The sequence below is a fragment of the Mycolicibacterium boenickei genome (genome assembly GCF_010731295.1).
In the GTDB taxonomy this organism is placed as follows: domain Bacteria; phylum Actinomycetota; class Actinomycetes; order Mycobacteriales; family Mycobacteriaceae; genus Mycobacterium; species Mycobacterium boenickei.
Genome location: NZ_AP022579.1, coordinates 3068318 through 3088976, shown reverse-complemented (window position 1 = coordinate 3088976; position 20659 = coordinate 3068318). Strand labels below are relative to the sequence as shown.

The window sequence follows — 20659 nt, the reverse complement described above, 5'->3', positions numbered from 1 at the left end:
GCGTATTGGCTCTGGCCGGATGCTCGGGCGGCGAGCGGGAAGCCCCATCGGCCGGCGGCAACGCCGAAGTGGGCACCACCAACGACATCAATCCGCAGGATGTGGCGAACCTTCGGCAGGGCGGCGACCTGCGCCTGGCGCTGACCGAGTTCCCGTCGAACTTCAACCCGCTGCACCTCGACGGCAACACGGGCGACGTCGGCGCGCTCACCAGGGCCACCATGCCCCGCACCTTCGTGATCGCCGCGGACGGGTCGGCGACGGTGAACACCGACTACTTCACCAACGTCGAACTGACGGGGACCAACCCCCAGGTCGTCACCTACACGATCAATCCCAAGGCGGTGTGGAGCGACGGCACCCCGATCACCTGGGAGGACATCAAGTCCCAGACCGAGGCCAACAGCGGAAAGAACCCGGCGTTCGTCATCGCCGCACCCAACGGCTTCGAGCGGGTGGCATCGGTGACCCGCGGTGTCGACGACCGCCAGGCGGTGATGACCTTCGACAAGCCGTACGCGGACTGGAAGGGCATGTTCGCCGGTAACGGCCGGCTGCTGCCCAAGAGCATGACCGCGACCCCTGAGGTCTTCAACAAGGGACAGCTCACCGCACCCGGACCGTCGGCGGGCCCGTTCATGGTGTCCAACATCGACCGGGGCGCACAGCGGATCACGTTGAGCCGCAACCCGAAATGGTGGGGCGCGCCGCCGCTGCTGGACAGCATCACCTACCTGGTCCTCGATGACGCCGCGCGGATCCCGGCGCTGCAGAACAACACCATCGACGCCACCGGCACCGTGTCGCTGGACGAACTGACCATCGCCCGCAAGACTCCGGGCATCAGCATCCGCCGGGCACCGTCGGCGAGCTGGTACCACCTGACCTTCAACGGTGCGCCCGGTTCGATCCTGGCCGACCCGGCGCTGCGTCGTGCGGTCGCCAAGGGCATCGACCGCCAGGCGCTGGCCAACATCACCCAACGCGGGCTGACGGACAATCCGGTGCCGCTGAACAACCACATCTACGTCGCGGGTCAGCAGGGCTATCAGGACAACGCCGCGTCCGTCGCCTTCGATCCCGAGAAAGCCAAGGCCGAACTCGACGCACTGGGCTGGAAAGTGCCTGAGGGACGGCAGTTCCGAGAGAAAGACGGTAAGGAACTCGTCATCCGCAACGTGTTCTACGACGCGGGCAGCACTCGGCAGGTGGCTCAGATCGCGCAGAACATGCTCGGCCAGATCGGAGTGAACCTGAAGCTCGACACCAAGCCGGGTACCGGGTTCTTCACCAACTACATCATCAAGGGCGACTTCGACATCGCTCAGTTCGCCTTCCTCGGCGACGCTTTCCCGCTGAGCTCACTGACCCAGATCTACGCGCAGGACGGCGCCAGTAACTTCGGCAAGATCGGCAGCCCGGAGATCGACGCCAAGATCGAAGCCACGCTGAAGGAGCTGGACCCGGTCAAGGCGCGCGCCCTGGCCAACGAGCTCGACCAGATGCTGTTCGAAGAGGTGTTCAGCCTGCCGCTGTTCCAGTCACCCGGCAACGTCGCGGTGCGGAGCAGCCTGGCCAACTTCGGAGCCCCCGGCCTGGCCGACACCGATTACACCAAGGTCGGGTTCGTCAAGTAGTCGCGCCGATGCGTGTCGAGCCGGCCGAGGGTTCAGATTGCCGAACCGCGGTTGGGGGGCGGCGGCACGATCAGCCGGTCATCACACTCACGACGCCGGCAACCATCGGCCAACGGGATCGCCGAGGAAGGGTCGGCGACAAATGCCCGATACTCGGTGTCGTCGATCGCGTAATACTCCGTGTAATCGACGATCTGGAGGCTCACGGGTATCGACAAATAGTGACCGCCGGTGATCGTGTCGACCCCCAGCGAGAACCAGTGCTCCCGGTACACGTGCGTCGTCTCGAAGCGCCTGTCGCTCATCGTGTTCCCGCATTTCCGGGATGGCGTCCCGCTGACCGAGCGGCAGGTATGACCGCTTCCACGGCAGTCGCCGCCGCTATCGCCGAGACCGCGACCCGGATGACACCGCGGGCGGGCAGCTCGTCCAGCTCGTTCGCGGTGGCCGAAAGTTGCTCCGCCACACCGTCGCAGACCGCCCGGATCACCGCGAAGGCAGCACGCTCCCGGGTATCGAGCACGCTGTGCGCGACGGTCGGCATCCGAACCAGAACAGCATCGGGCACCAGTGCCGCGACCCGCTCGGCCACGGCAGGAGGCGTGGTCAGGTCCCGGCCGCCGGACACCACTACGGTGGGCCAGTGGAAGTCGGGTAACTCGGTCATCAGGTCGAAGGGCTCCGCCTCGAAGGGTTCGTACTGCTTGGCGCTGCCGATCATGTCGGCCATCTCCAGCGCCGGATCCAACGGCAGACCATCGGGCACCCCGGCGTAGTTCAACTCTCGGAAGGCGATGCGCCCGACGAGGTCTACCTCGTTGCGGTACGGCGCTTTTCGCGTCGAGAGCCGGCTCAGCCGGGCCAGGGCCGACCACACCAGGGTGTGCCCGCGCAACAGCAGGTCGAGCTGGCGGTCCAACAGGGCAGGACCGCCGAACCCATACAGCAGCCCCGCCAGTTCTCCCCCTCTGGTGGCCAGCACCCCGTCGGCCACCAGGCGCCGGACCTTCGGGGCCAGCTCCGCGGTCTCGGGGTCGGAGCCCTCCCACAGCAAACCGCGAATCGCACTGCGCATCGCTTCGATGTCGCCGGTGGACAGCAGCGGAGAGTCCAGCACCATCGCCGCGATCCGGTCGGGATGCCGTACCCCGAATCCGGCCGCGATGTAACTGCCGTACGACGTGCCGTAGAGCACCGCCTCGTGCACTCCGGCGTCATCGAGCACCGCGGCGATGTCGTCGACCACCTGTTCGACGGTGATGGCCGCCGGCGGCAGGTCCGCACCCGCATCGGTGTGCCGCGACATCCCGATGCCCCGGTGCTCGATCATGATCACGTCGAATCCGGCTGCCGCCGCACGCCGGCGCAGCGCGCGGTACGGCTGAATCGAGGCGACGCCGGGGCCGCCAGGGATGATCACCACCGGATGCGTCGATTTGCGCCCGGTCCGTACGTAGAACAGGTCGAACTCGTCGGAACCCGGACTGACCGGGCGTCGCACCGCCCGCACCCCCGGTAGCGCGGCGAGCTTGTCGTGCGCGCGCCTACGCTTGGCGTTCATCGTCATTGCGCTCCATTGTGCCGCGCAACGTCCAGATCAGATAGCTGGCCCGACTACCTGACCACGGATATCTTGTCCGAGCAGCTTAGGTTCGGGCTGATCGAAACGCGTGCCCTCCGATAGCCGGTGCGGATACAAACGGTGACATGACCACCGTTGAGAACGTGACCCGTGTTTTGCCCGGTACGCCGGAATGGGATGAGCTGCTGGCCTCGATCGCCGCGGGCGCCAAGGACCGCGACCTCAACGACGAGAACCCGTTCGATCAGGTGGCCGCGCTCAAGCGGGCCGGTTTCGGCACCCTGCGCCTGCCCGAATCCCTCGGCGGCGCCGGATTCACTGTGCCGCAGCTGTTCTCCGCCGTGATCGACGTGGCCAAGGCCGACCCGATCGTGGCCCACATCTTCCGCACCCATTTCTGGTTCACCGAAGAGCGCCTGCGCAACGCCGACGATCCGGTGTCCAAACACTGGCTGAGCAAGATCGCCGAGGGCAAGATCTTCGGTAATGCCTTCAGCGAGAAGGGTTCCCTGGCGGTGGGCAGCCTGGTGTTCAACACCCGGCTGCTGGCCGATCCAACCGGGTCAGGGTTCCGGCTGACCGGCGAGAAGTACTACAGCACCGGCACGCTGTTCTCCGACTACCTGACCGTGACCGCCACCACCGACCACGACTCGGTGGCCAACGTCCTGGTGCCCACCGACCGCGAGGGCGTGCGGCTGGTCGACGACTGGGACGGATTCGGTCAGCGCCGCACCGGAACAGGAACCACGACCCTCACGAATGTCGCGGTCGCAGCCGACGAGATTCTGTCCGACACCCCGTACGACGCCGATCCGGTGCCCACCGTGCAATACGCCGCGCTGCAGTTGTTCATCCACGCCGTGGTCGCCGGCATCCTGGCCAATGTCGTCGACGACGGCGTTGCGCTGCTGCGCTCACGCGAACGCAACTTCAGCCATGCCGTCACCGAGCGACCCACCGACGACCCGCTGCTGCAACGCCAACTCGGGGTGCTGGCCAGCACCGCCTACGTGGCCCGGGCCGCGGTACTGGATGCGGCCGCGGCGATCGGGGACGCGACCGATTCCGCAGTCGACGGAGTGCCCGATGCGCGGCTCGCCGCGGAAGCACAGCTCAAGGTCGCCAAGGTCAAGGTGCACCTCGACGACGTTGCTCCCGAGGCCGCGACCCGCCTGCTGGAACTGGGCGGCGCGAGCGCGGCCTCCCGGCAGCGCAACCTGGACCGGCACTGGCGCAACATCCGCACCATCACCCTGCACAACCCGGTGGCGTACAAGGCGCGGGTGATCGGCCAGAACCTGTTGGACGGCACACCCGTTCCGGCCAACGCCTACTTCTGACCCTGGCTGATCAAGTCCGCGGCCTTCTCACCGACCAACACGCTGGGCGCGTGGGTGTGCCCACGGATGAGTGTCGGCATCACGGATGCGTCGGCGACCCGCAACGCCTCGATTCCCCTGACCCGTAGTTGCGGGTCCACCACGCTGTCCTCGTCGGTTCCCATTCGGCAGGTGCCGACCGGGTGATACAGCGTGTGTGACACCGAATTGATTGCACGGGTGAATGTTTCGTCGTCCAGGTTGGCCGCGTCGAGCGGCCTGGCCACCTTGCCGACCACCTTCGCCAGCGCCGGCGCCCGAGCGATGTCGGCGGTTATCCGCAGGCCGGCCATCAGTGCGGTGCGGTCCGCTTCGTCGCTCAGGTAGCGCGGGTCGATGATCGGCTTGTCCATCGGATCGGCCGACCGCAGCGTGATGGTGCCGTGGCTGCGGGGCTTGAGCAGGATGGGGCCCATCACCACCGCGTGGCCATACGGGTCGCCGATACCTTCGTCGAAGAAGGGGGCCGGGGCGAAGATCAGTTCGAGGTCGGGGAGATCCAATTCGGGCCTGCTGCGCACGAACCCGTACGCCTCCCCGACGTTGGACGTCAGCATGCCGCGACGGCGAGCCAGATAATTGAGGAGTTCGAGCGGCTTCTCGGCGGCGAACAGGCTGTCGTCGGGAACGTCGAATCCCAGCGGAACCACCAGATGGTCAAGGAGATTCGTGCCCACGGTGGGCGCGTGCCGGGTCACCTCGATGCCGTGCCGTGTCAGCTGGTCCCGGTCTCCGATCCCCGACAACATCAACAGCTGCGGGGAGTTGATCGCTCCCCCGCACAGGATGACCTCGCGGCGCGCCGTCACCACATCCCGGACGCCACCCTTGTCGAACTCGACACCGATCGCCCGGTTGCCCGCGAAGACGATCCGGGTGGCGGTGGCCTCGGTGAGCAACTGGAGATTGCGACGCCGCAGCGCCGGCTTGAGGTACGCGTCGGCGGTGCTCCATCGGGCGCCGCGGCGCTGGGTCACCCGGGTCTCGCAGAACCCGTCGTATCCGCACTCCTTGGCCGCGGCCAGCCACGCCGCCGTCGAACCGCGCGGGCTGCGCTGTGCCTCGATCACCAGCGGCCCGGCTTCGATCCGCTTCAGATACTTTTCCAGCCCGGCGTAGTTCCAGTCCGCGCCGGCATGATCGCCCCACTCGTCGTAATCGGCGGGAAAGCCCGGGACCCACATCATGGCATTCATCGACGACGAGCCACCGAGCGTTTTGCCACGCGGCCAATAGATCTGGCGCCCGTCGAGTCCCGGCTGCGGCGCGGTCAGGTAGTCCCAGTCGACCTCGCTGCGGAACAACTTCGAGAATGCCGCCGGAATATGGATGAACTTGTTGCGGTCGCGCGGTCCGGCCTCCAGCGCCAGCACTGACACATCCGGTTGTGCACTCAGCCGGTTCGCCAGTACCGCGCCCGCCGAGCCGGTCCCCACCACGATGTAGTCAGCCTCCACGTGGCGGAGTGTATGGCCCGGCGCGGCCGGGCGCGGCTAATTCGATGTGGCGGTCAGTTCGATGTGGTGTGCACCGCCGACACTGGCGTAGCGCTCGGGACTACAGGTCAACACGATGACCTGTCCGTCGCCTCCGACGGCGTCGAACACCGCGCCCATCTTGATCAGCCGGTCGGGATCGGTGAAGCCCAGTGCATCGTCGATGATGACGGGCACGCTGTCCTCTTTGGCCACCATCGAGGCGCCGGCCAGCCGCGCCACGATGGCCAGCTGCTCCTTGGCGCCGCCGGACAGCGATTCGTACGGCACCGTCCGACCGGACAGCGTGCGGGTCCGGATGTTGAGGTCGCTGTCCACGTCGACCTCGAAATCCTCACCGAACACGAGCCGGCCCAGCCGTTGGACCTCGAGGCGGAACGGATCGGCGTAGCGCTGCCGGGTGGCGTCACGGTGGCGTGCCATCACCGAACGCAACGTCTCGGCCGCGCGGGCGCGGCGGTACACCCGGAGATACTCGGTGTGGGCGTGTTCGCGTTCGGTCTCGGCGGCATCGAGGTGCCCCTTGCGGCCCTGCGTGCCGTACACCTTGAGCTGGGCGGCCACCTCGCGCAGACCCTCGACCGCCGTCCCGTGCCGGGCATCCAGCAGCCCGGCGGTGCGGACCGCCTCATCCAACGCGGCGGTCACCGAATCCGGTTCGGTGGCAGACAATTCGGTCCGCAGAGTGGCGACGCGGCCTGCGGCGGCAACGGCCTCCTCGTCGGCGACCTGGGCCCTGACTGCCAACTCGTCGTCACCGGTCTGTGCGCGCTGGACTTCCAACCGACCGCCCGCCACGGTCAGCTCGGCCTGGGCCGTGGTGAGCTTGTCACGGAGCACACTCAACCGGGTCGACTTGTCCGCCAGCTTCTTGGCCGCTGCGGCGACCACCTTGCGGCTGGTCTCGCTGTCGGCCACGGCCTGCCGGTGTGCGGCAACGGCGGTGTCGAGTTCGGTTCGGGCGGTACCGATATCGGCGGGCCCGGACAACTCGAACAACCCGGTCTCATCCGGCTGGCCGGCCCGCAGCTGCGCCAGCCGTGCCCGCAGATCCGCCAGATCGTCCTCACCGGTGAGCGCATCGACAGTGGCGCGCAACCGATCCCGGCTGCCGAGCAGGTCGCGGCGACGGGTGTCGAGGGCACGCGCGGCCTCCACACCGTCGACCCCGGCAGTGGCCAGCACGGCCGTCAGCGCATCCTGCGCCTCGTCTAGTCGGGCCCGGGTCTGCGCGGCGGGCGTGCCCGGCACCACCCGAACGGTGAGCACCCCGGGCACGTCGATCTCCGTGTCGGCCGTGGTGTTGACCGACCACGGTTGATGCGCCTCCAAAGCCACCCGGGCGTCGTCCACCCGGACATCGAGGTTCTCGGCCGCGACGAGTTCGATGCGCGCCGAGGCGAGTTCGGCTTGTCCCGCAGCGCGTTCCACCGCTACGGCGGCAGCTTCGATGGCCCGCATCCCGGCATCGTCGAGGTTGATCTCGGCGAGTTCGGCCGTGGTCCGGTCGAGTTCCCGCGTACCGGCGTCAATCTTGCTCAGCCGGGTGGCCAGCCGATCGGCCTCGTCACGGTCGGTCATGCGCGTCAGAGTGGCCCGGGCCGCCTCGACCCGGAGCTCCTGTTCCCGCGCTGCGGCCTGAGCCTTTTCGGCCGCCTCCTCGGCAGCCTCGTGAACCTCACGCGCCGTTGTGGTTTCACCCTCGGCCACCCCGAGGGCGGCCTGCAGTTCGGTGATGGCCCCGGCCCGCTCGTCGAGCTCGGCGCGCAACCGGCGCCGTTCGGTGAGCGCGGCAGCCGATGCAGCCTGGGCCACCCGGGCGGCCTCGGCGACCACCTCGGCCTCCTTGAGTCGCTGCACCAGTGCCGCGACGGTTTCGGCAGCCTTGCGGGCCGCGGCCAGCCCGACCTGGGCCTGCTCCCGTTGACCGGTCAATTCGGCGACCTCGGCGGTGAGTTCGGCATGCCGGCGCACCGCGTCGTCGACCTCGGCCACCGCGGCGGCACACTGCGCCACCTGGTCCTCGGCGGCGGCGAGCCGCTTGGTCACCGCCGCCCACTCACCGGTGGGGCGGCCGGTGGCGGTGAAATAGCGCAGATACTCCGCGTCGATGCGCTCGATCAGCAGCGGCTCATCCCCGGAGAGGGCGACCGCCTCGCCTGCCGCCACATCCAGTGCCCGGGCCAGTGCATCCGAGCCAGAGAGGTCGACCGGTGCGGTCGAGCTGGACTGCAGCACCCGCTGGGCCTGCCACAGGCTGGTGTCGACGGTCTCGGACAGCATGCCGAGCACCCGCTCGTGCGCTTCGTCGCCGCTGAGCTGCTCACGCACCGGCGCCAGCACCGTCAACTGGGTTTCGGCACGCTTGTGAAACCGCTTGCGGTACATGAACCGGTAAGGGCCGGTGGAGATTTCGGCCATCACCTCGGCGCCGACGTCGGCATGGGTCGGCTTGACCTGCTTGACTTCTTTCTTGCCCGAGCGGTCCTTGGCCTCCAGCAGCAGATCCAAGGCCTCGATCATCGAGGACTTGCCGATCTCATTGGCGCCGCTGACCACCACCACACCGTGGTCGGGGAACTCGATCTCGCGGTGGGTGATGCCGCGGTAATTGGTCAGGACCAGGCGGTGCAGTTTCATGCCGCACTCTCCCGATCCACCAGGCGCAGGAGCAACCCCAGTGCCGCCCGCGCGTCGTCCGCCCCGGCACCATCGGTGCGCGCGGTGGCCACCAACTCGTCCACTGCCGCCGCCGCGAAGCCTCCGATACCGAGGTCGTCGAACTCACCGTCGGCCGGCAGGACGGCGATCTCGGTGTGCCGCTCCCACAGTGTCAGCGCCGCGAACAACCGGGCATAGCGGTCCAGGCAGGCGTCGAGCGCCGCCTTGTCCGTCACCGTCAGCGAGCCCGTCAAGGCCAGCCGGACCACGGTGCGTTCCTTGTCCGCCAACAGATCCAGATTCAGATCCAGGTCCGCCACATCACGATCGGTGTCCACCTCGCGGCGCAGCGTGATGAACCGCCACCGGCCCACCCGTTCCGAGTCCACCCGGACCCCGCGGTGCGGATCGGTCTCGTCGATCTCGACCACCAGGACGTGACCCGGATCGGATTCGATGTCGTCGTAGTTCGTCACCTCGGGTGACCCCGAGTACCAGACTCGGCCGGTCGACCCCACCTCGGTGCGAGAGTGCTTGTCCCCCAATGCCACATAGTGAATCGCGCCGCGCGCCAGCGCGTCCTCGACGGCGGCGAGCCGGATCACCGACGGCTTGTCCTTGTCCGGATCCAGGATGTCGACGCCACCGTGCCCGACCACCACTCGGGTGACCCCGTCGGCGGGCAGGTCCGCGAGGACATCACCGACCAGGTCCGAGGTGGGCGCCTTGGAACGCCACGGCGCCGCCACGATCTCCAACCCGGGCCGCACCTCGTGCACGCCGGCGCGATCGAGGACCACGACGTTGTCCGGGCATTCCGCAGTGAACAGCGCGCTGGTGTAGACCGACGCGGCATCGAGCGGGTCATGGTTGCCCGGCAGCAGGTACACCGGCACGCCGATGGCCCGCATGGCCTCCAGCGACAGGCTCACCTCACGCGGGGCCAACTGGTTGTGTTCGAACACGTCCCCGGACACCACCACGAACTCGGCACCCGTTCTGGCCGCCACAGCGCCGAGGGCTGCGACCGCCTCACGGCGCGACGCCGAGTAACGGGGTTGAGCCTCACCGTCACCGGCGCCGAGGAAGTGACGGGTCATGCCGAGTTGCCAGTCGGCGGTGTGCAGAAAACGCATCGGCCCCGTCCCTTCTGTCTACGGCCCCCGCGGGCGCATGTTCGTGGAGCAAGGCGAGTGTAAAACCGGGGCCCGACAAGTCCGGGGACCTGCGGCGGCATGGCCCCGGTTTGCCGATACCGTGTGAAGAATGGCTAATCCGACCGGTCCGATCAGAACCCTGCTGCTGATGCGCCACGCCAAATCGGACTATCCCGACGGGGTGGCCGACCACGACCGTCCGCTGGCAGCGCGCGGCATCCGGGAGGCCGGCCTGGCCGGTGAGTGGATCCGCGCCAATTTCGCCGCGGTGGACGCGGTGCTGTGCTCGACGGCGACCCGGACCCGTCAGACGTTGGAGCGCACCGGCATCGATGCACCCGTCCAGTTCGCCGAGCGCATCTACGACGCCAGGCCGGGCACCGTGATCGACGAGATCAACGGAGTGTCGTCACGTTTCGGCACCGACCCGTCGACGGTGCTGGTCATCGGACACGAACCGGCGATGTCCGCCGTCGCACTGGGCCTGGCCGACGGGTCCAACCGCACTGCGGCGGAGAGCATCTCGCTGAAGTTCCCGACCTCGGCGATCGCCATGCTGCGTACCAGCGACCCGTGGGACCAGCTCGCGCTGGGCGGCGCGACACTGGTGCGCTTCCACGTGCCCCGCTAGGAGTTGGTGGCCAGCGTCAGTTCCATGAGCTTGGTGGCCATGGGGCAGGCGTCGATGCCCGGCCCCTGCGGATTCACCCACCAACCGACCACGCCGGCCGCGTCGCTGGCCACGCCGCATGCGCCGTTGAGCCCGTTGGGCCTCATGATGATCGAGTCGACGCCGGCGATCCGACGCTGCTCGATCGCGTACTGCAGCTTCTCGGCCGTCTGACGCTCGTTGTCCAGGCTGCCCTGCTCGTACCAGAACCGGGTGATGTCGACCAGGCCGGCCGGGTTGGCCGCCTGCCAGCGGCACACCGCCCCGACGAACGTGCTCTGGATGTCCAGCGGGTCGGCACCCACCGTCTTCGCCAGGATGTCCGTGGTCAGGACGTCACATTCCTTGAGCAGGTTGGGATAGGTCTTCTCGGACTTGTTGTTGCTCGGGCCGCCACCTGAACCCTCCTTGGCCGCGGTGCCGTCCACCGTCGTGGTGCACCCGGTCAACCCGACGAACACCGTCAACCCGGCGAGCGCAGCCGTCAGTCCCCTGGTCCCGCGTCGCGTCATCATTTGGAATTCACAATCGACTGGCGGGTCAGCTCCTTGGCGACCTCGCACGGATCGGGATAGGGCTTCTGGTCGAAGCTCACTGACCACTCGATGAAATCGTCGTCGAACTGGATACCGATCTCACACAGATTCACGTCGCCGGCCTTGAGCGGGTTCTCCCCCACGGCGATGAAACCACCGTGACCCTCGATGTTGATGTCCTCCACGCTGGTCCGCGACAGCTCCTCGGTCTTGCGTTCGCGGCCGATCGGACTGCCCCGGAACCAGGTGAACGAGAAGTGCGGACCCAGGATGCTGCCGCCCTGCAGCCACTGGCAGCCCGACGAATTGGTCGCGGTGTTGACCAGCCCCTGCACCTGGGTCAACTCGGTCACCGTCTGGTCGGTCACGCCACCGCAGTGCGGAAAATGCGGGCCGTGCTTGCTCGCACCGCCGGCACTCGGCGTCTCGGTCTGCGGAACCTGCGGGGACGCCGGCTCGCCGGACGAGCAGGCGGCGAACACCGGAACCATTGCCGCAGCCAACACCGCGAAGGCTCTGGCGCTGCGAGATCGTGGCAAGGCGGCCGTGCGGACAGTCACGCCATGCACTGTAGCGGCAACACCTATGCCCTATCCCGACATGCCGACTGACCTGGACTTTCAGCAACGCGGACACACGGCGGCCGGACACTGACCCGCACCGCACGGGTGTGCAAGAGTAGCCAGATGCTCTGGGCGCTGCTGCGACAGTACGTGCGGCCGTACCGGCGGCTGCTCGCGGTCGTCGCGACACTTCAGGTGATCAGCACCCTGGCGTCGCTGTATCTACCGACGGTCAACGCGGCCATCATCGACGACGGAGTGGCCAAGGGCGACACCCGGCGGATCGTCGAACTCGGCGGCGTGATGCTGGCCGTCACCGGTCTGCAGGTGGCGTGCGCCATCGGCGCGGTGTTCTTCGGGTCGCGGGCGGCCATGGGTTTCGGTCGCGATCTGCGTTCGGCGGTCTTCCACCACGTCACCACGTTCTCGGCGGAGGAGACCGCGCGGTTCGGTGCACCGTCGCTGTTGACCCGCACCACCAACGACGTCGGTCAGATCCAGCAGCTGCTGCAGATGACCGCCACCATTCTCATCACCGCGCCGATCATGTCGATCGGCGGAATCCTGATGGCGCTGCACCAGGACGCCGGGCTGTCGTGGCTGCTGCTGGTCAGTGTGCCGGTGCTGGCCCTGACCAACTACTGGATCATCCGGCACCTGATGCCGATCTTCCGTCGCATGCAGCGATTGATCGACGGGATCAACCGGGTGATGCGCGATCAGCTGTCCGGGATCCGGGTGATCCGGGCCTTCGCCCGCGAACCCGTCGAAGCACGCCGGTTCGCCGATGCCAACGAGTCCCTGTCGGCCACCGCCGTGGAAGCCGGGCAGTGGCAGGCGCTGATGCTGCCTGCCACCACGCTGGTGATCAACGTGTCCAGCGTCGCCTTGATCTGGTTCGGCGGGCTGCGCATCGACACCGGGCACATGCAGGTCGGCTCGCTGATCGCGTTCCTGGCCTACTTCATGCAGATCCTGATGGCCGTGCTGATGGCGACCGTGCTGGCGGTGATGCTGCCACGCGCGTCGGTGTGCGCCGAACGCGTCACCGGCGTGCTGGCCACCCGGCCCCAGATCACCAGCCCCGAAGATCCCGTGCGGCCGGCGACGCTGGCCGGCGAGATCACCTTCGACGACGCCTCATTCAGCTACCCGGGTGCCGATCGCCCGGTACTGCAGCAGGTTTCGTTCACCGCAGCACGCGGCACCACCACCGCTGTGGTGGGGTCCACCGGTTCGGGCAAGTCCAGCCTGCTCGCGATGATCTGCCGGTTCTACGACGTCAGCTCCGGCGCGGTACGCATCGACGGACACGATGTCCGCGACCTCGACCTCGAACAGCTCTGGGCGTCGATCGGCCTGGTCCCCCAGCGCGGTTACCTGTTCTCCGGAACGGTCGCCGAGAACCTGCGCTACGGCGCGGCGCCGGGACAGGAGCTCACCGAGGAACAGATGTGGGAGGCGCTGCGGATCGCCGCGGCCGACGACTTCGTGGCCGCCCACCCCGAGGGGCTGGAACGCCCGGTCGCCCAGGGCGGCATCAATTTTTCGGGCGGGCAGCGGCAACGGCTCGCGATCGCCCGGGCGGTGATCCGCAGGCCCGCGATCTACCTGTTCGACGACGCGTTCTCGGCTCTCGACGTACACACCGATGCCCGGGTGCGGGCCGCCGTGCGCGAGGTGGCGGGCGACGCCACCGTGCTCATCGTGTCGCAACGGATCTCGACCGTGATCGAGGCCGACCGGGTGATCGTGGTCGAGGACGGCCGCATCGTCGGCATCGGCACCCATGAGACCCTGCTCGCCGACTGCCCCACCTACTCCGAGTTCGCCGCCTCCCAGGCGATCACCGCCGGAGACCCGCGATGACCGGGCCCGTGCTGCGCCGCTCGGGGACACCCGCCGCACCTCCCGAACGCACCCGCGACTTCCGCGGCTCAGCCCTGCGACTGCTCAGACGCCTGGTGCCGCAACGTGGTCTGGCCATCTCGGTGGTGCTGCTCGGCGTGGGCGGGATCGCGATCGGCGTCATCGGCCCACGGATTCTCGGGCACGCCACCGATCTGCTGTTCAACGGCGTGATCGGTCGCGAGTTACCCGCGGGGCTGACCAAGGAGCAGGCCGTCGCGGCCGCGCGGGCCCGCGGCGACACCACCTTCGCCGACCTGCTGTCCGGGATGAACGTCGTTCCCGGCCACGGAGTGGACTTCGCGGCGGTGGCCCGCACCCTCGCCCTGGCGCTGGGCCTGTACCTGCTTGCCGCAGTACTGGTTTGGCTGCAGGCTCGGCTGCTCAACGTCACCGTGCAGCGCACCATGGTGGCACTGCGGGCCGAGGTGGAGGACAAGCTGCACCGACTTCCGCTGTCCTACTTCGATTCCCGTCAGCGCGGTGAGGTGCTCAGCCGGGTCACCAACGACATCGACAACATTCAGACCTCGGTCTCGATGACCATCAGCCAACTGCTGACCTCGATCCTGACCGTATTCGCGGTCCTGGTGATGATGCTGACCATCTCGCCACTGCTGGCGCTGCTGACCGTCGTCACGGTGCCGCTGTCACTGTGGGTGACCCGCTGGATCACCCGCCGCTCCCAGCCGTTGTTCGTCGCACAGTGGCGCAACACCGGCCGGATGGCGGCCCACATCGAGGAGACCTACAGCGGTTTCACGATCGTCAAGACCTTCGGGCACCGGGAAGCCGCGCAGCGGCGCTTCGATGAGCTCAACGACGACGTCTACCGGTCCAGCATCGGGGCGCAGTTCTTCTCGGGCCTGGTCGGGCCGTCGACGATGTTCATCGGCAATCTGAGCTACGTGGCGGTCGCCGTGGTGGGCGGCCTGCAGGTGGCCGGAGGACAGATCACCCTGGGCAGCATCCAGGCGTTCATCCAGTACGTGCGTCAGTTCAACCAGCCGCTGGGCCAGGTCGCCGGGATGTACAACACCCTGCAATCCGGGATCGCCAGCGCCGAGCGCGTTTTCGACCTGCTCGACGCCGAGGAACAGTCACCAGACCCGGATCCCCCGCTGCAGATCCATACCGGCCGCGTCGAATTCGACCGCGTGAACTTCGGTTACCTTCCGGACACCCCGGTGATCGAAGACCTGTCGCTGGTGGCCGAGGCGGGCAGCACCGTGGCCATCGTGGGTCCCACCGGCGCCGGCAAGACCACGTGCGTGAACCTGCTGATGCGGTTCTACGACGTCGACTCGGGCCGGATCCTGATCGACGGTGTCGACATCTCGACGGTGAGCAGGCAGTCGCTGCGGTCCTCGATCGGCATGGTGCTGCAGGACACCTGGCTGTTCGGCGGCACCATCTACGACAACATCGCCTACGGCCGCCCGGATGCCTCCGAGGACGAGGTGATCGAGGCGGCCAGGGCGGCCCATGTCGACCGGTTCGTGCACACCCTGCCCGACGGGTATGCCACCCGGGTCGATGACGACGGCGGCGCCATCAGTGCGGGCGAAAAGCAGCTCATCACGATCGCGCGGGCGGTGCTGGCGCGACCGCGGGTGCTGGTTCTCGACGAGGCCACCAGCGCGGTGGACACCCGAACCGAACTGCTGATCCAGCAGGCGATGGCCGAACTGCGCCGGGACCGCACGAGTTTCATCATCGCCCACCGGCTTTCGACGATCCGCGATGCGGACCTGATCCTGGTGATGGACGCCGGCCGCATCATCGAACGCGGTACCCACGAGGAGCTGATGTCTCGGCACGGCCGGTACTGGGAAATGACCCAGGTCTAGGCGCCGGGACCTTCGGCCCGCAGGTCGTCGACCGTCTTCATGGCCTCGCGTAGCTTGCCCAGCCACTCCTCGGTGTGCTGGCCGACCAGGCGCACCGACCAGGCCAGCGCGTCGGAACGGGAGCGCGCCACACCCGCGTCGACCAGGGTGTCGAGTACCTGCCGTTCGGGCTGCTTGAGCCGGGTCATCACCGGTACGGCGATGTGGGTGAACAGAATTCGCTCGGTGCTGCCTTCGCTCACATTCACCTCGACGCCCCAGGACACCTTGCGGTCGAAGCGGCCCTGCGCCTCGTCGGCGATACGCATGCGCTCGCCCCGCGTCTCCTCCCGGAACCGGGCGGCCCGTCCGGAAGCCCGGGCCGCGGTCTCCTCTTCGGAACCGTCGGGAAGCCGGCCGATGACGGTGATCTCCTCACGGTCGACGATCACCGTCGGATCGCCGGTGAACCAGGTGTCGGGCAATCGGCCCGCGAACCATTCGGCGGCCTCGTCAGCGGACCGGCGATGGTGTTGATGTTTGTTCATGATTACATGATTACACCGTTACACCGCTGATGGGACGGCGTTCACCACCGGCGAACGTCGATTTTCACGGCCGCGCGGTCAGTTGCGCTTGAGCAGCAGTGCAGCCCCGCCGGCCAGCACCAGGGCGACCAGCAGCAGACCGGCCCAGCCCGGGCCGGCGATCCACCACACGGCGCCCAGCACGATGATCGCCGGCGACACCGCGAACAGCACCATGCCGGGGTGCTGCTTGAGTACCGCGAGCGCACCCTGGGCACGGAGCGGGTCGATTTCCTTTGCCATGGCACCAGAATGCCAGCTGACCACCAGTCAGGTGGGCAGCAGCAGAATCTTGCAGTGCTTGTCGGGCTGCCGGAGTTCGTCGAAGGCCTCGGTGGCCGCATCCAGCGGCAGCGTCGCCGTCACGAACGGCGCCACGTCCACCGTGCCGCTGACGATCCAGTCCAGGGCCTTGGCGAACTCGTCGGGACGGTAGGCGAACACGAAACGGATCGAGAGTTCCTTGGTGATGCCGACCACCGGCGTGATGGTGTCCGGCTGCATACACACCCCGACCACCACAATCCGGGTGTGCGGAGGCGCCGAGTCCATCACGGTGGCGAGAATGCCCGGCACTCCGACACATTCGAATACCACCGTATTGGCCTGCTGCGGCGAATCCATCAGCGGCGACACCGGTACCGGGACGCCGGCCAGCTCGGTCCAACTCTGGTACGGGCTGCTCGCTGCCGGATCGACGACCACGTCAGCACCGATCTGCTCAGCCAGCACACGGCGGCTCGGCGAGAAATCCGCCGCGACGACGGGCCCCACGCCCGCCGCCTTCAGGCAGGCGATGACCGACAGCCCCACCGGACCACATCCGACGACGAGGACGGTGTCACCGGGCTGCAGGTCGGCCGCGGCCACGGCATGCACTCCCACCGCCAACGGCTCGGTGAACGCCGCGTAACGCAATGGGACGTCCCCAGCTACCGGGAGCAATCGCCGCTCCTGCAGAACCAGGCGTTCGGCCAGCCCACCCGTCACCGCCGGTGACAGCCCCACCAGCTGCGGGCCGTCGCCGGCGTCCAGGTAGGGAACAGAGGTGACCGGTGTCCCGAGCGGAATCGTTCGTTCGGCACCGGGACCGTAGTCGAGCAGTTCGCCGACGAACTCGTGCCCGAGCACGATCGCAGGCAGCAGATCGGGCATCGCGGCCTGCGACTCGACGAGGTGCAGGTCCGAACCGCAGATCCCGCACGCCAGCGGGGCGACGAGCACCTGCCCGCGGCCCGGCACCGGCTCTGCAACTTCACCGATACCCACCGAACCACGCTGTGTGACAACGGCTTTCATACCCACAGAACCTCTCGCCGAGCATCCGAACCAGGCTACCGTAATCTTTACAGTACTTTCCGAAATCCGTCACTTGTAGCCTGAGCGCATGACTGTGAACGGATCTTGGCAACCCGGCTGGCTACCTGACCCCGATGGCCGCTACGACTACCGGTGGTGGGACGGGCAATCCTGGACCGACCAGGTCTCGCATCAGGGTCAGCCCGGGCGGGCTCCACTCGCGACTCCCCCGCAGCAGGCCCAACCTCAACAGCAGCAACCCCAGCGACCGGAAGCCCCCGCCCAACCCACGGGTGACGGATTCGCCGGGATCAGCGGAGAACTCGTCGACGGCCGGTTCAGCGAGAAAGAGGCGACGCCGATCGCCAACCAGAACAAGAAGATGCTGCGGGTGCGCCTCGGCGAACCGTTCATGGCCCGGCAGGGCTCGATGGTCGCCTATCAGGGCAACGTCGACTTCGCCTTCGAAGGCGGTGGCGCCTCCAAGTTCATCAAGAAGGCCCTCACCGGCGAAGGTCTGCCACTCATGCGCTGCCAGGGGCAGGGCGATGTGTTCCTGGCCGATCAGGGTTTCGACGTCCACCTGCTGCAGCTGTCCAACTCGGGCCTGTCGGTGAGCGGCAAGAACGTCCTGGCCTTTTCCTCGAGCCTGAACTGGAACATCGAACGGGTCCGCGGCGGCAGCATCGCCACCGGCGGCCTGTTCAACACCACGCTGCGCGGTACCGGATGGGTGGCGCTGACCACCGACGGCCCGCCGGTGGTGCTCGACGCCTCCGAGGCCCCGACCTTCGCCGACACCAATGCGGTGGTGGCGTGGTCGGCACACCTGCAGACTCAGCTCAAGACGAGCTTCAAGGCCGGCGCACTGATCGGCCGGGGTTCGGGCGAGGCGCTTCAGGTCGCCTTCCACGGCAACGGCTTTGTGATCGTGCAGCCCTCGGAGGGTGTCACGGTTCCGATGCAGTGAGCGACGCGGCGGGCGCCAACTTCCCGCCGTCCCGAGTCAGCAGGTAGAGCGCCGCCGCGGACACCAGCCCGATTGCCGTGAGGCCCAGCCACACCAATTCGGCCAGGCCCGCGGCGCGCGCCGCACCGATCAGCGAGCCGGTCGCCACGTTGCCCAGCAGGATCCCGACTCCGACAACGGTGTTGTAGAAGCCGTAGTGGGTGGCCACCAGCCGATCGCCCGAAAGCGCCACGACGGTGTCCATCTCGAACGGGAACACCGCGGCCGAGCCGAGCGCCAGCAGCGCCGACGAGCCCAGCAGGGCGGCAACAGCGGCCGCGGTACCGAACCGGTCGCCGTCGGGCACCACGGCCATCGGGACGAAAGCCGCCGCCAGCACCAGCAAGCCGACCACCAGGCTGCGGCGCGGACCCCAGCGATCACCGAACCATCGTGTGATGCGCAGCTGACCTCCCACCGCGATCACACCGGACACCACGAACACGGCTGCCACCAGTGCTGTTTCGTCCCCGGGGCGCAGTGCCGCAGCCTGTAGCGGCAACGCCAGATAGACCTGGAAGGACAGCACGTACGAGCCGATCATCGCCACCGCGAACAACAGGAACCCGCGGTTGGCGACGACGCTGCGCCAGTCCTCGAGCACCGAACTCCGCTGCGTCACGGCCTCCGCGGGGTGCCCCGGCAGCGCGAGCAGCTGCGCCACGGTCAGCACCGCGAAGACCCCGGCCGCCGCGGCGGCGGTCACCCGGAAATCGAACGCCAGCAACGCCATTCCCGCCAGCGGCCCCAGCAGGATCCCGGCCTGGTAGAACACATTGAACGTCGCGAACGCCTCGACCCTCCGGTCACCGGCATCGGCGGCCAGATAGGCCCGAACCGCTGGGTTGAACAGCGCTCCGGCGAAACCTGTTGCCGCCGAAGCAATCAGCATCGCAGGCAGCGAGTCCGCGACGACGAGCAGGCCGAATCCCGCAGTACGCAACAGACATCCGGCTACGATCAGCGGCTTGTAGCCCAACCGGTCGGCCAGGGTGCCGCCGACGATGAACATGCCCTGCTGCGAAAAGTTGCGCACGCCAAGCACCAGCCCGACCGCCCACGCCGCGAGACCGAGCGGCCCGGCGAGATAGCCGGCCAGGTACGGCATCAGCATGTAGAAGCCGAGATTGATGCCGAACTGGTTGATCATCAACAGCCGGCTGGGCAGATCGAAACTGCGGAACTGTTTGACGAGCCCGCTCATCCGGCCACCGCCATCGGATCGGCGACGGTCTCGCACCGCGTCCAGGATTGCACGACCCGGTCAGTGGGCTTGGCGATCGTCTCCGGATCGTCGGCGGGCTGGTGATCGAGCAGCCCGAGGTCACGGCAGTAGTCGTCGTTGTACACCGTGTCGAAATACCGCTGCGGACCGTCGGGGAACACCGCGGCAATGGTGGTGCCGTGCGGTTGGTTTCGGGCCGCCCAACCGGCGACCAGGCCCACCGCGCCGACGCTCCAGCCTCCGCTCGCGTAGTAGGTCGAGGCCAGCTTCCGGGCGGCCCACACCGCGTCGGCCGGCGCCACCCAGTGCACCTCGTCGAACGCACCGTAGTCGACATTGCGGGGGTAGATGCTCGATCCCAGACCCCTCATCACGCGGGTGGCGGCAGGTTGACCGAAGATCGTGGAACCGATCGTGTCGACCCCGATCAAGCGCATGTTCGGGTTGAACTCCCGCAGCACCCGCGCCACCCCGGCCGAATGCCCGCCCGTGCCCACCGAGCAGACCAGCACGTCGACATGGCCGATCTGGGCATTGAGCTCCAACGCCAGCGGCCGGTAGGCCTCGACGTTGTCCGGGTTGTTGTACTGGTCTGGATACCAGGCGGTTTCGTCGGCCGCGAGCAGTTCGGCCACGCGGTCACGCCGGGCCTGCTGCCAGCCGCCGGTGGGATGCGGCTCTGCCACCATCGAAACGTCGGCGCCGTAGGCGGTCAGCATGCGCTCGATGATGGGCTCCAGTCCCGGATCGGTCACCAGTGTCACCGGGTGGTGATACATCGTTCCCGCGAATGCGAGCCCCAGACCCAATGTGCCACTGGTTGATTCGATGATCCGACCACCGGGTTTCAGGTCACCTCTGGCCCGGGCCTGCTCCACCATGTGCATCGCGGGGCGATCCTTCATACCGCCAGGGTTGAAACCTTCGAGTTTCGCCCAGAATCCGCGCCCAGCGTCGGCGAACGGAGTGGACACCCACAGCGTGGGAGTGTGACCGACCATGGTGTTGGGCCCACGGTTTCGGCGCAGGACGTGAAATGAACGGGTGGACAGAGCATGATTCATGGATTTGCCGTTTCTGTATCCGCCGCGGTCAAGCGCGGCAACTGACCTGGACTG

Annotated in this window: 18 protein-coding genes; 6 read left to right on the top strand and 12 right to left on the bottom strand. The window is 67.7% G+C overall.

Translation table 11 applies throughout. From position 1 onward, the window contains the following. Positions 1-5: 5 nt before the first annotated feature. Entirely contained in the window at positions 6-1637 is a 1632-nt protein-coding gene (locus G6N57_RS14695; protein WP_097926102.1) for an oligopeptide ABC transporter substrate-binding protein OppA, read from the top strand. Positions 1638-1669: 32 nt separating this feature from the next. On the opposite strand, the gene G6N57_RS14690 is transcribed toward G6N57_RS14695, so the two are convergent. Together G6N57_RS14690 and G6N57_RS14685 are read right to left on the bottom strand one after the other, a co-directional pair. Further along, entirely contained in the window at positions 1670-1942 is a 273-nt protein-coding gene (locus G6N57_RS14690; protein ID WP_077743156.1) for a hypothetical protein, read from the bottom strand. Continuing rightward, positions 1939-3204, bottom strand: a complete 1266-nt coding sequence (locus G6N57_RS14685; protein WP_077743155.1) for an alpha/beta fold hydrolase — start codon at positions 3202-3204, stop codon at positions 1939-1941. The genes G6N57_RS14690 and G6N57_RS14685 overlap by 4 nt, the downstream gene beginning before the upstream one ends. A gap of 140 nt (positions 3205-3344) precedes the next feature. Here G6N57_RS14685 and G6N57_RS14680 point away from each other — a divergent pair, with 140 nt between their 5' ends. Continuing rightward, the gene (locus G6N57_RS14680) at positions 3345-4562 is read left to right on the top strand and encodes an acyl-CoA dehydrogenase family protein (RefSeq protein ID WP_077743154.1); all 1218 of its coding nucleotides are present in this window, start codon (positions 3345-3347) and stop codon (positions 4560-4562) included. On the opposite strand, the gene G6N57_RS14675 is transcribed toward G6N57_RS14680, so the two are convergent. Genes G6N57_RS14675 through G6N57_RS14665 form a run of 3 tightly spaced genes read right to left on the bottom strand, consistent with a single transcriptional unit; the run spans position 4553 to position 9894 of the window. Continuing rightward, on the bottom strand, positions 4553-6058 hold the full coding sequence (locus tag G6N57_RS14675; RefSeq protein ID WP_077743153.1) for a GMC family oxidoreductase: 1506 nt from the start codon (positions 6056-6058) through the stop codon (positions 4553-4555). The two genes, G6N57_RS14680 and G6N57_RS14675, sit on opposite strands and share 10 nt — an antisense overlap. A 36-nt stretch (positions 6059-6094) precedes the next feature. Continuing rightward, the gene (locus G6N57_RS14670) at positions 6095-8737 is read right to left on the bottom strand and encodes an AAA family ATPase (RefSeq protein ID WP_077743152.1); all 2643 of its coding nucleotides are present in this window, start codon (positions 8735-8737) and stop codon (positions 6095-6097) included. Beyond that, positions 8734-9894, bottom strand: a complete 1161-nt coding sequence (locus G6N57_RS14665; RefSeq protein WP_077743151.1) for a metallophosphoesterase family protein — start codon at positions 9892-9894, stop codon at positions 8734-8736. Before G6N57_RS14665 ends, G6N57_RS14670 begins: the two co-directional genes overlap by 4 nt. A gap of 130 nt (positions 9895-10024) precedes the next feature. Here G6N57_RS14665 and G6N57_RS14660 point away from each other — a divergent pair, with 130 nt between their 5' ends. Continuing rightward, on the top strand, positions 10025-10546 hold the full coding sequence (locus G6N57_RS14660; RefSeq protein ID WP_077743150.1) for a SixA phosphatase family protein: 522 nt from the start codon (positions 10025-10027) through the stop codon (positions 10544-10546). Here the strand turns inward: G6N57_RS14660 and G6N57_RS14655 are convergent. Together G6N57_RS14655 and G6N57_RS14650 are read right to left on the bottom strand one after the other, a co-directional pair. Next, positions 10543-11097 (bottom strand): DUF3558 domain-containing protein, encoded by a 555-nt coding sequence (locus G6N57_RS14655; protein WP_077743149.1) that lies wholly within the window; start codon positions 11095-11097, stop codon positions 10543-10545. The two genes, G6N57_RS14660 and G6N57_RS14655, sit on opposite strands and share 4 nt — an antisense overlap. Then, positions 11097-11690 (bottom strand): DUF3558 domain-containing protein, encoded by a 594-nt coding sequence (locus G6N57_RS14650; protein WP_077743148.1) that lies wholly within the window; start codon positions 11688-11690, stop codon positions 11097-11099. Before G6N57_RS14650 ends, G6N57_RS14655 begins: the two co-directional genes overlap by 1 nt. A 117-nt stretch (positions 11691-11807) precedes the next feature. Between G6N57_RS14650 and G6N57_RS14645 the strand changes: the two genes are divergently transcribed. Next, on the top strand, positions 11808-13553 hold the full coding sequence (locus G6N57_RS14645) for an ABC transporter ATP-binding protein (protein ID WP_077743147.1): 1746 nt from the start codon (positions 11808-11810) through the stop codon (positions 13551-13553). Continuing rightward, a complete protein-coding gene (locus G6N57_RS14640) occupies positions 13550-15442 on the top strand; it encodes an ABC transporter ATP-binding protein (RefSeq protein WP_077743145.1) in 1893 nt (630 codons plus the stop codon). Before G6N57_RS14645 ends, G6N57_RS14640 begins: the two co-directional genes overlap by 4 nt. Here G6N57_RS14640 and G6N57_RS14635 read toward each other — a convergent pair. From G6N57_RS14635 to G6N57_RS14625, 3 genes are all read right to left on the bottom strand, one after another. After that, positions 15439-15969, bottom strand: a complete 531-nt coding sequence (locus G6N57_RS14635) for an ATP-binding transcription factor AbmR (RefSeq protein WP_077743143.1) — start codon at positions 15967-15969, stop codon at positions 15439-15441. The genes G6N57_RS14640 and G6N57_RS14635 overlap by 4 nt on opposite strands. A 78-nt stretch (positions 15970-16047) precedes the next feature. Next, positions 16048-16251, bottom strand: a complete 204-nt coding sequence (locus G6N57_RS14630; protein ID WP_036448363.1) for a hypothetical protein — start codon at positions 16249-16251, stop codon at positions 16048-16050. 27 nt (positions 16252-16278) lie between these two features. Beyond that, positions 16279-17277 carry a zinc-binding dehydrogenase gene (locus G6N57_RS14625; RefSeq protein WP_322790682.1) on the bottom strand — a complete coding sequence of 333 codons (999 nt, stop codon included), beginning with the start codon at positions 17275-17277 and terminating at the stop codon, positions 16279-16281. A gap of 118 nt (positions 17278-17395) precedes the next feature. Here G6N57_RS14625 and G6N57_RS14620 point away from each other — a divergent pair, with 118 nt between their 5' ends. After that, positions 17396-18277, top strand: a complete 882-nt coding sequence (locus G6N57_RS14620) for an AIM24 family protein (RefSeq protein ID WP_077743140.1) — start codon at positions 17396-17398, stop codon at positions 18275-18277. Here G6N57_RS14620 and G6N57_RS14615 read toward each other — a convergent pair. Beyond that, the gene (locus tag G6N57_RS14615; protein WP_077743138.1) at positions 18258-19520 is read right to left on the bottom strand and encodes an MFS transporter; all 1263 of its coding nucleotides are present in this window, start codon (positions 19518-19520) and stop codon (positions 18258-18260) included. The two genes, G6N57_RS14620 and G6N57_RS14615, sit on opposite strands and share 20 nt — an antisense overlap. Next, a complete protein-coding gene (locus tag G6N57_RS14610) occupies positions 19517-20605 on the bottom strand; it encodes a PLP-dependent cysteine synthase family protein (protein WP_077743137.1) in 1089 nt (362 codons plus the stop codon). Before G6N57_RS14610 ends, G6N57_RS14615 begins: the two co-directional genes overlap by 4 nt. Positions 20606-20659 lie beyond the last annotated feature (54 nt).

Coding starts and splice junctions, on each gene's coding strand:
- G6N57_RS14620 (WP_077743140.1), top strand. CDS start 17,396: ATGACTGTGAACGGATCTTGGCAACCCGGCTGGCTACCTGACCCCGAT.
- G6N57_RS14665 (WP_077743151.1), bottom strand. CDS start 9,894: ATGCGTTTTCTGCACACCGCCGACTGGCAACTCGGCATGACCCGTCAC.
- G6N57_RS14660 (WP_077743150.1), top strand. CDS start 10,025: ATGGCTAATCCGACCGGTCCGATCAGAACCCTGCTGCTGATGCGCCAC.
- G6N57_RS14690 (WP_077743156.1), bottom strand. CDS start 1,942: ATGAGCGACAGGCGCTTCGAGACGACGCACGTGTACCGGGAGCACTGG.
- G6N57_RS14615 (WP_077743138.1), bottom strand. CDS start 19,520: ATGAGCGGGCTCGTCAAACAGTTCCGCAGTTTCGATCTGCCCAGCCGG.
- G6N57_RS14645 (WP_077743147.1), top strand. CDS start 11,808: ATGCTCTGGGCGCTGCTGCGACAGTACGTGCGGCCGTACCGGCGGCTG.
- G6N57_RS14670 (WP_077743152.1), bottom strand. CDS start 8,737: ATGAAACTGCACCGCCTGGTCCTGACCAATTACCGCGGCATCACCCAC.
- G6N57_RS14640 (WP_077743145.1), top strand. CDS start 13,550: ATGACCGGGCCCGTGCTGCGCCGCTCGGGGACACCCGCCGCACCTCCC.
- G6N57_RS14655 (WP_077743149.1), bottom strand. CDS start 11,097: ATGACGCGACGCGGGACCAGGGGACTGACGGCTGCGCTCGCCGGGTTG.
- G6N57_RS14680 (WP_077743154.1), top strand. CDS start 3,345: ATGACCACCGTTGAGAACGTGACCCGTGTTTTGCCCGGTACGCCGGAA.
- G6N57_RS14685 (WP_077743155.1), bottom strand. CDS start 3,204: ATGACGATGAACGCCAAGCGTAGGCGCGCGCACGACAAGCTCGCCGCG.
- G6N57_RS14630 (WP_036448363.1), bottom strand. CDS start 16,251: ATGGCAAAGGAAATCGACCCGCTCCGTGCCCAGGGTGCGCTCGCGGTA.
- G6N57_RS14635 (WP_077743143.1), bottom strand. CDS start 15,969: ATGAACAAACATCAACACCATCGCCGGTCCGCTGACGAGGCCGCCGAA.
- G6N57_RS14610 (WP_077743137.1), bottom strand. CDS start 20,605: ATGAATCATGCTCTGTCCACCCGTTCATTTCACGTCCTGCGCCGAAAC.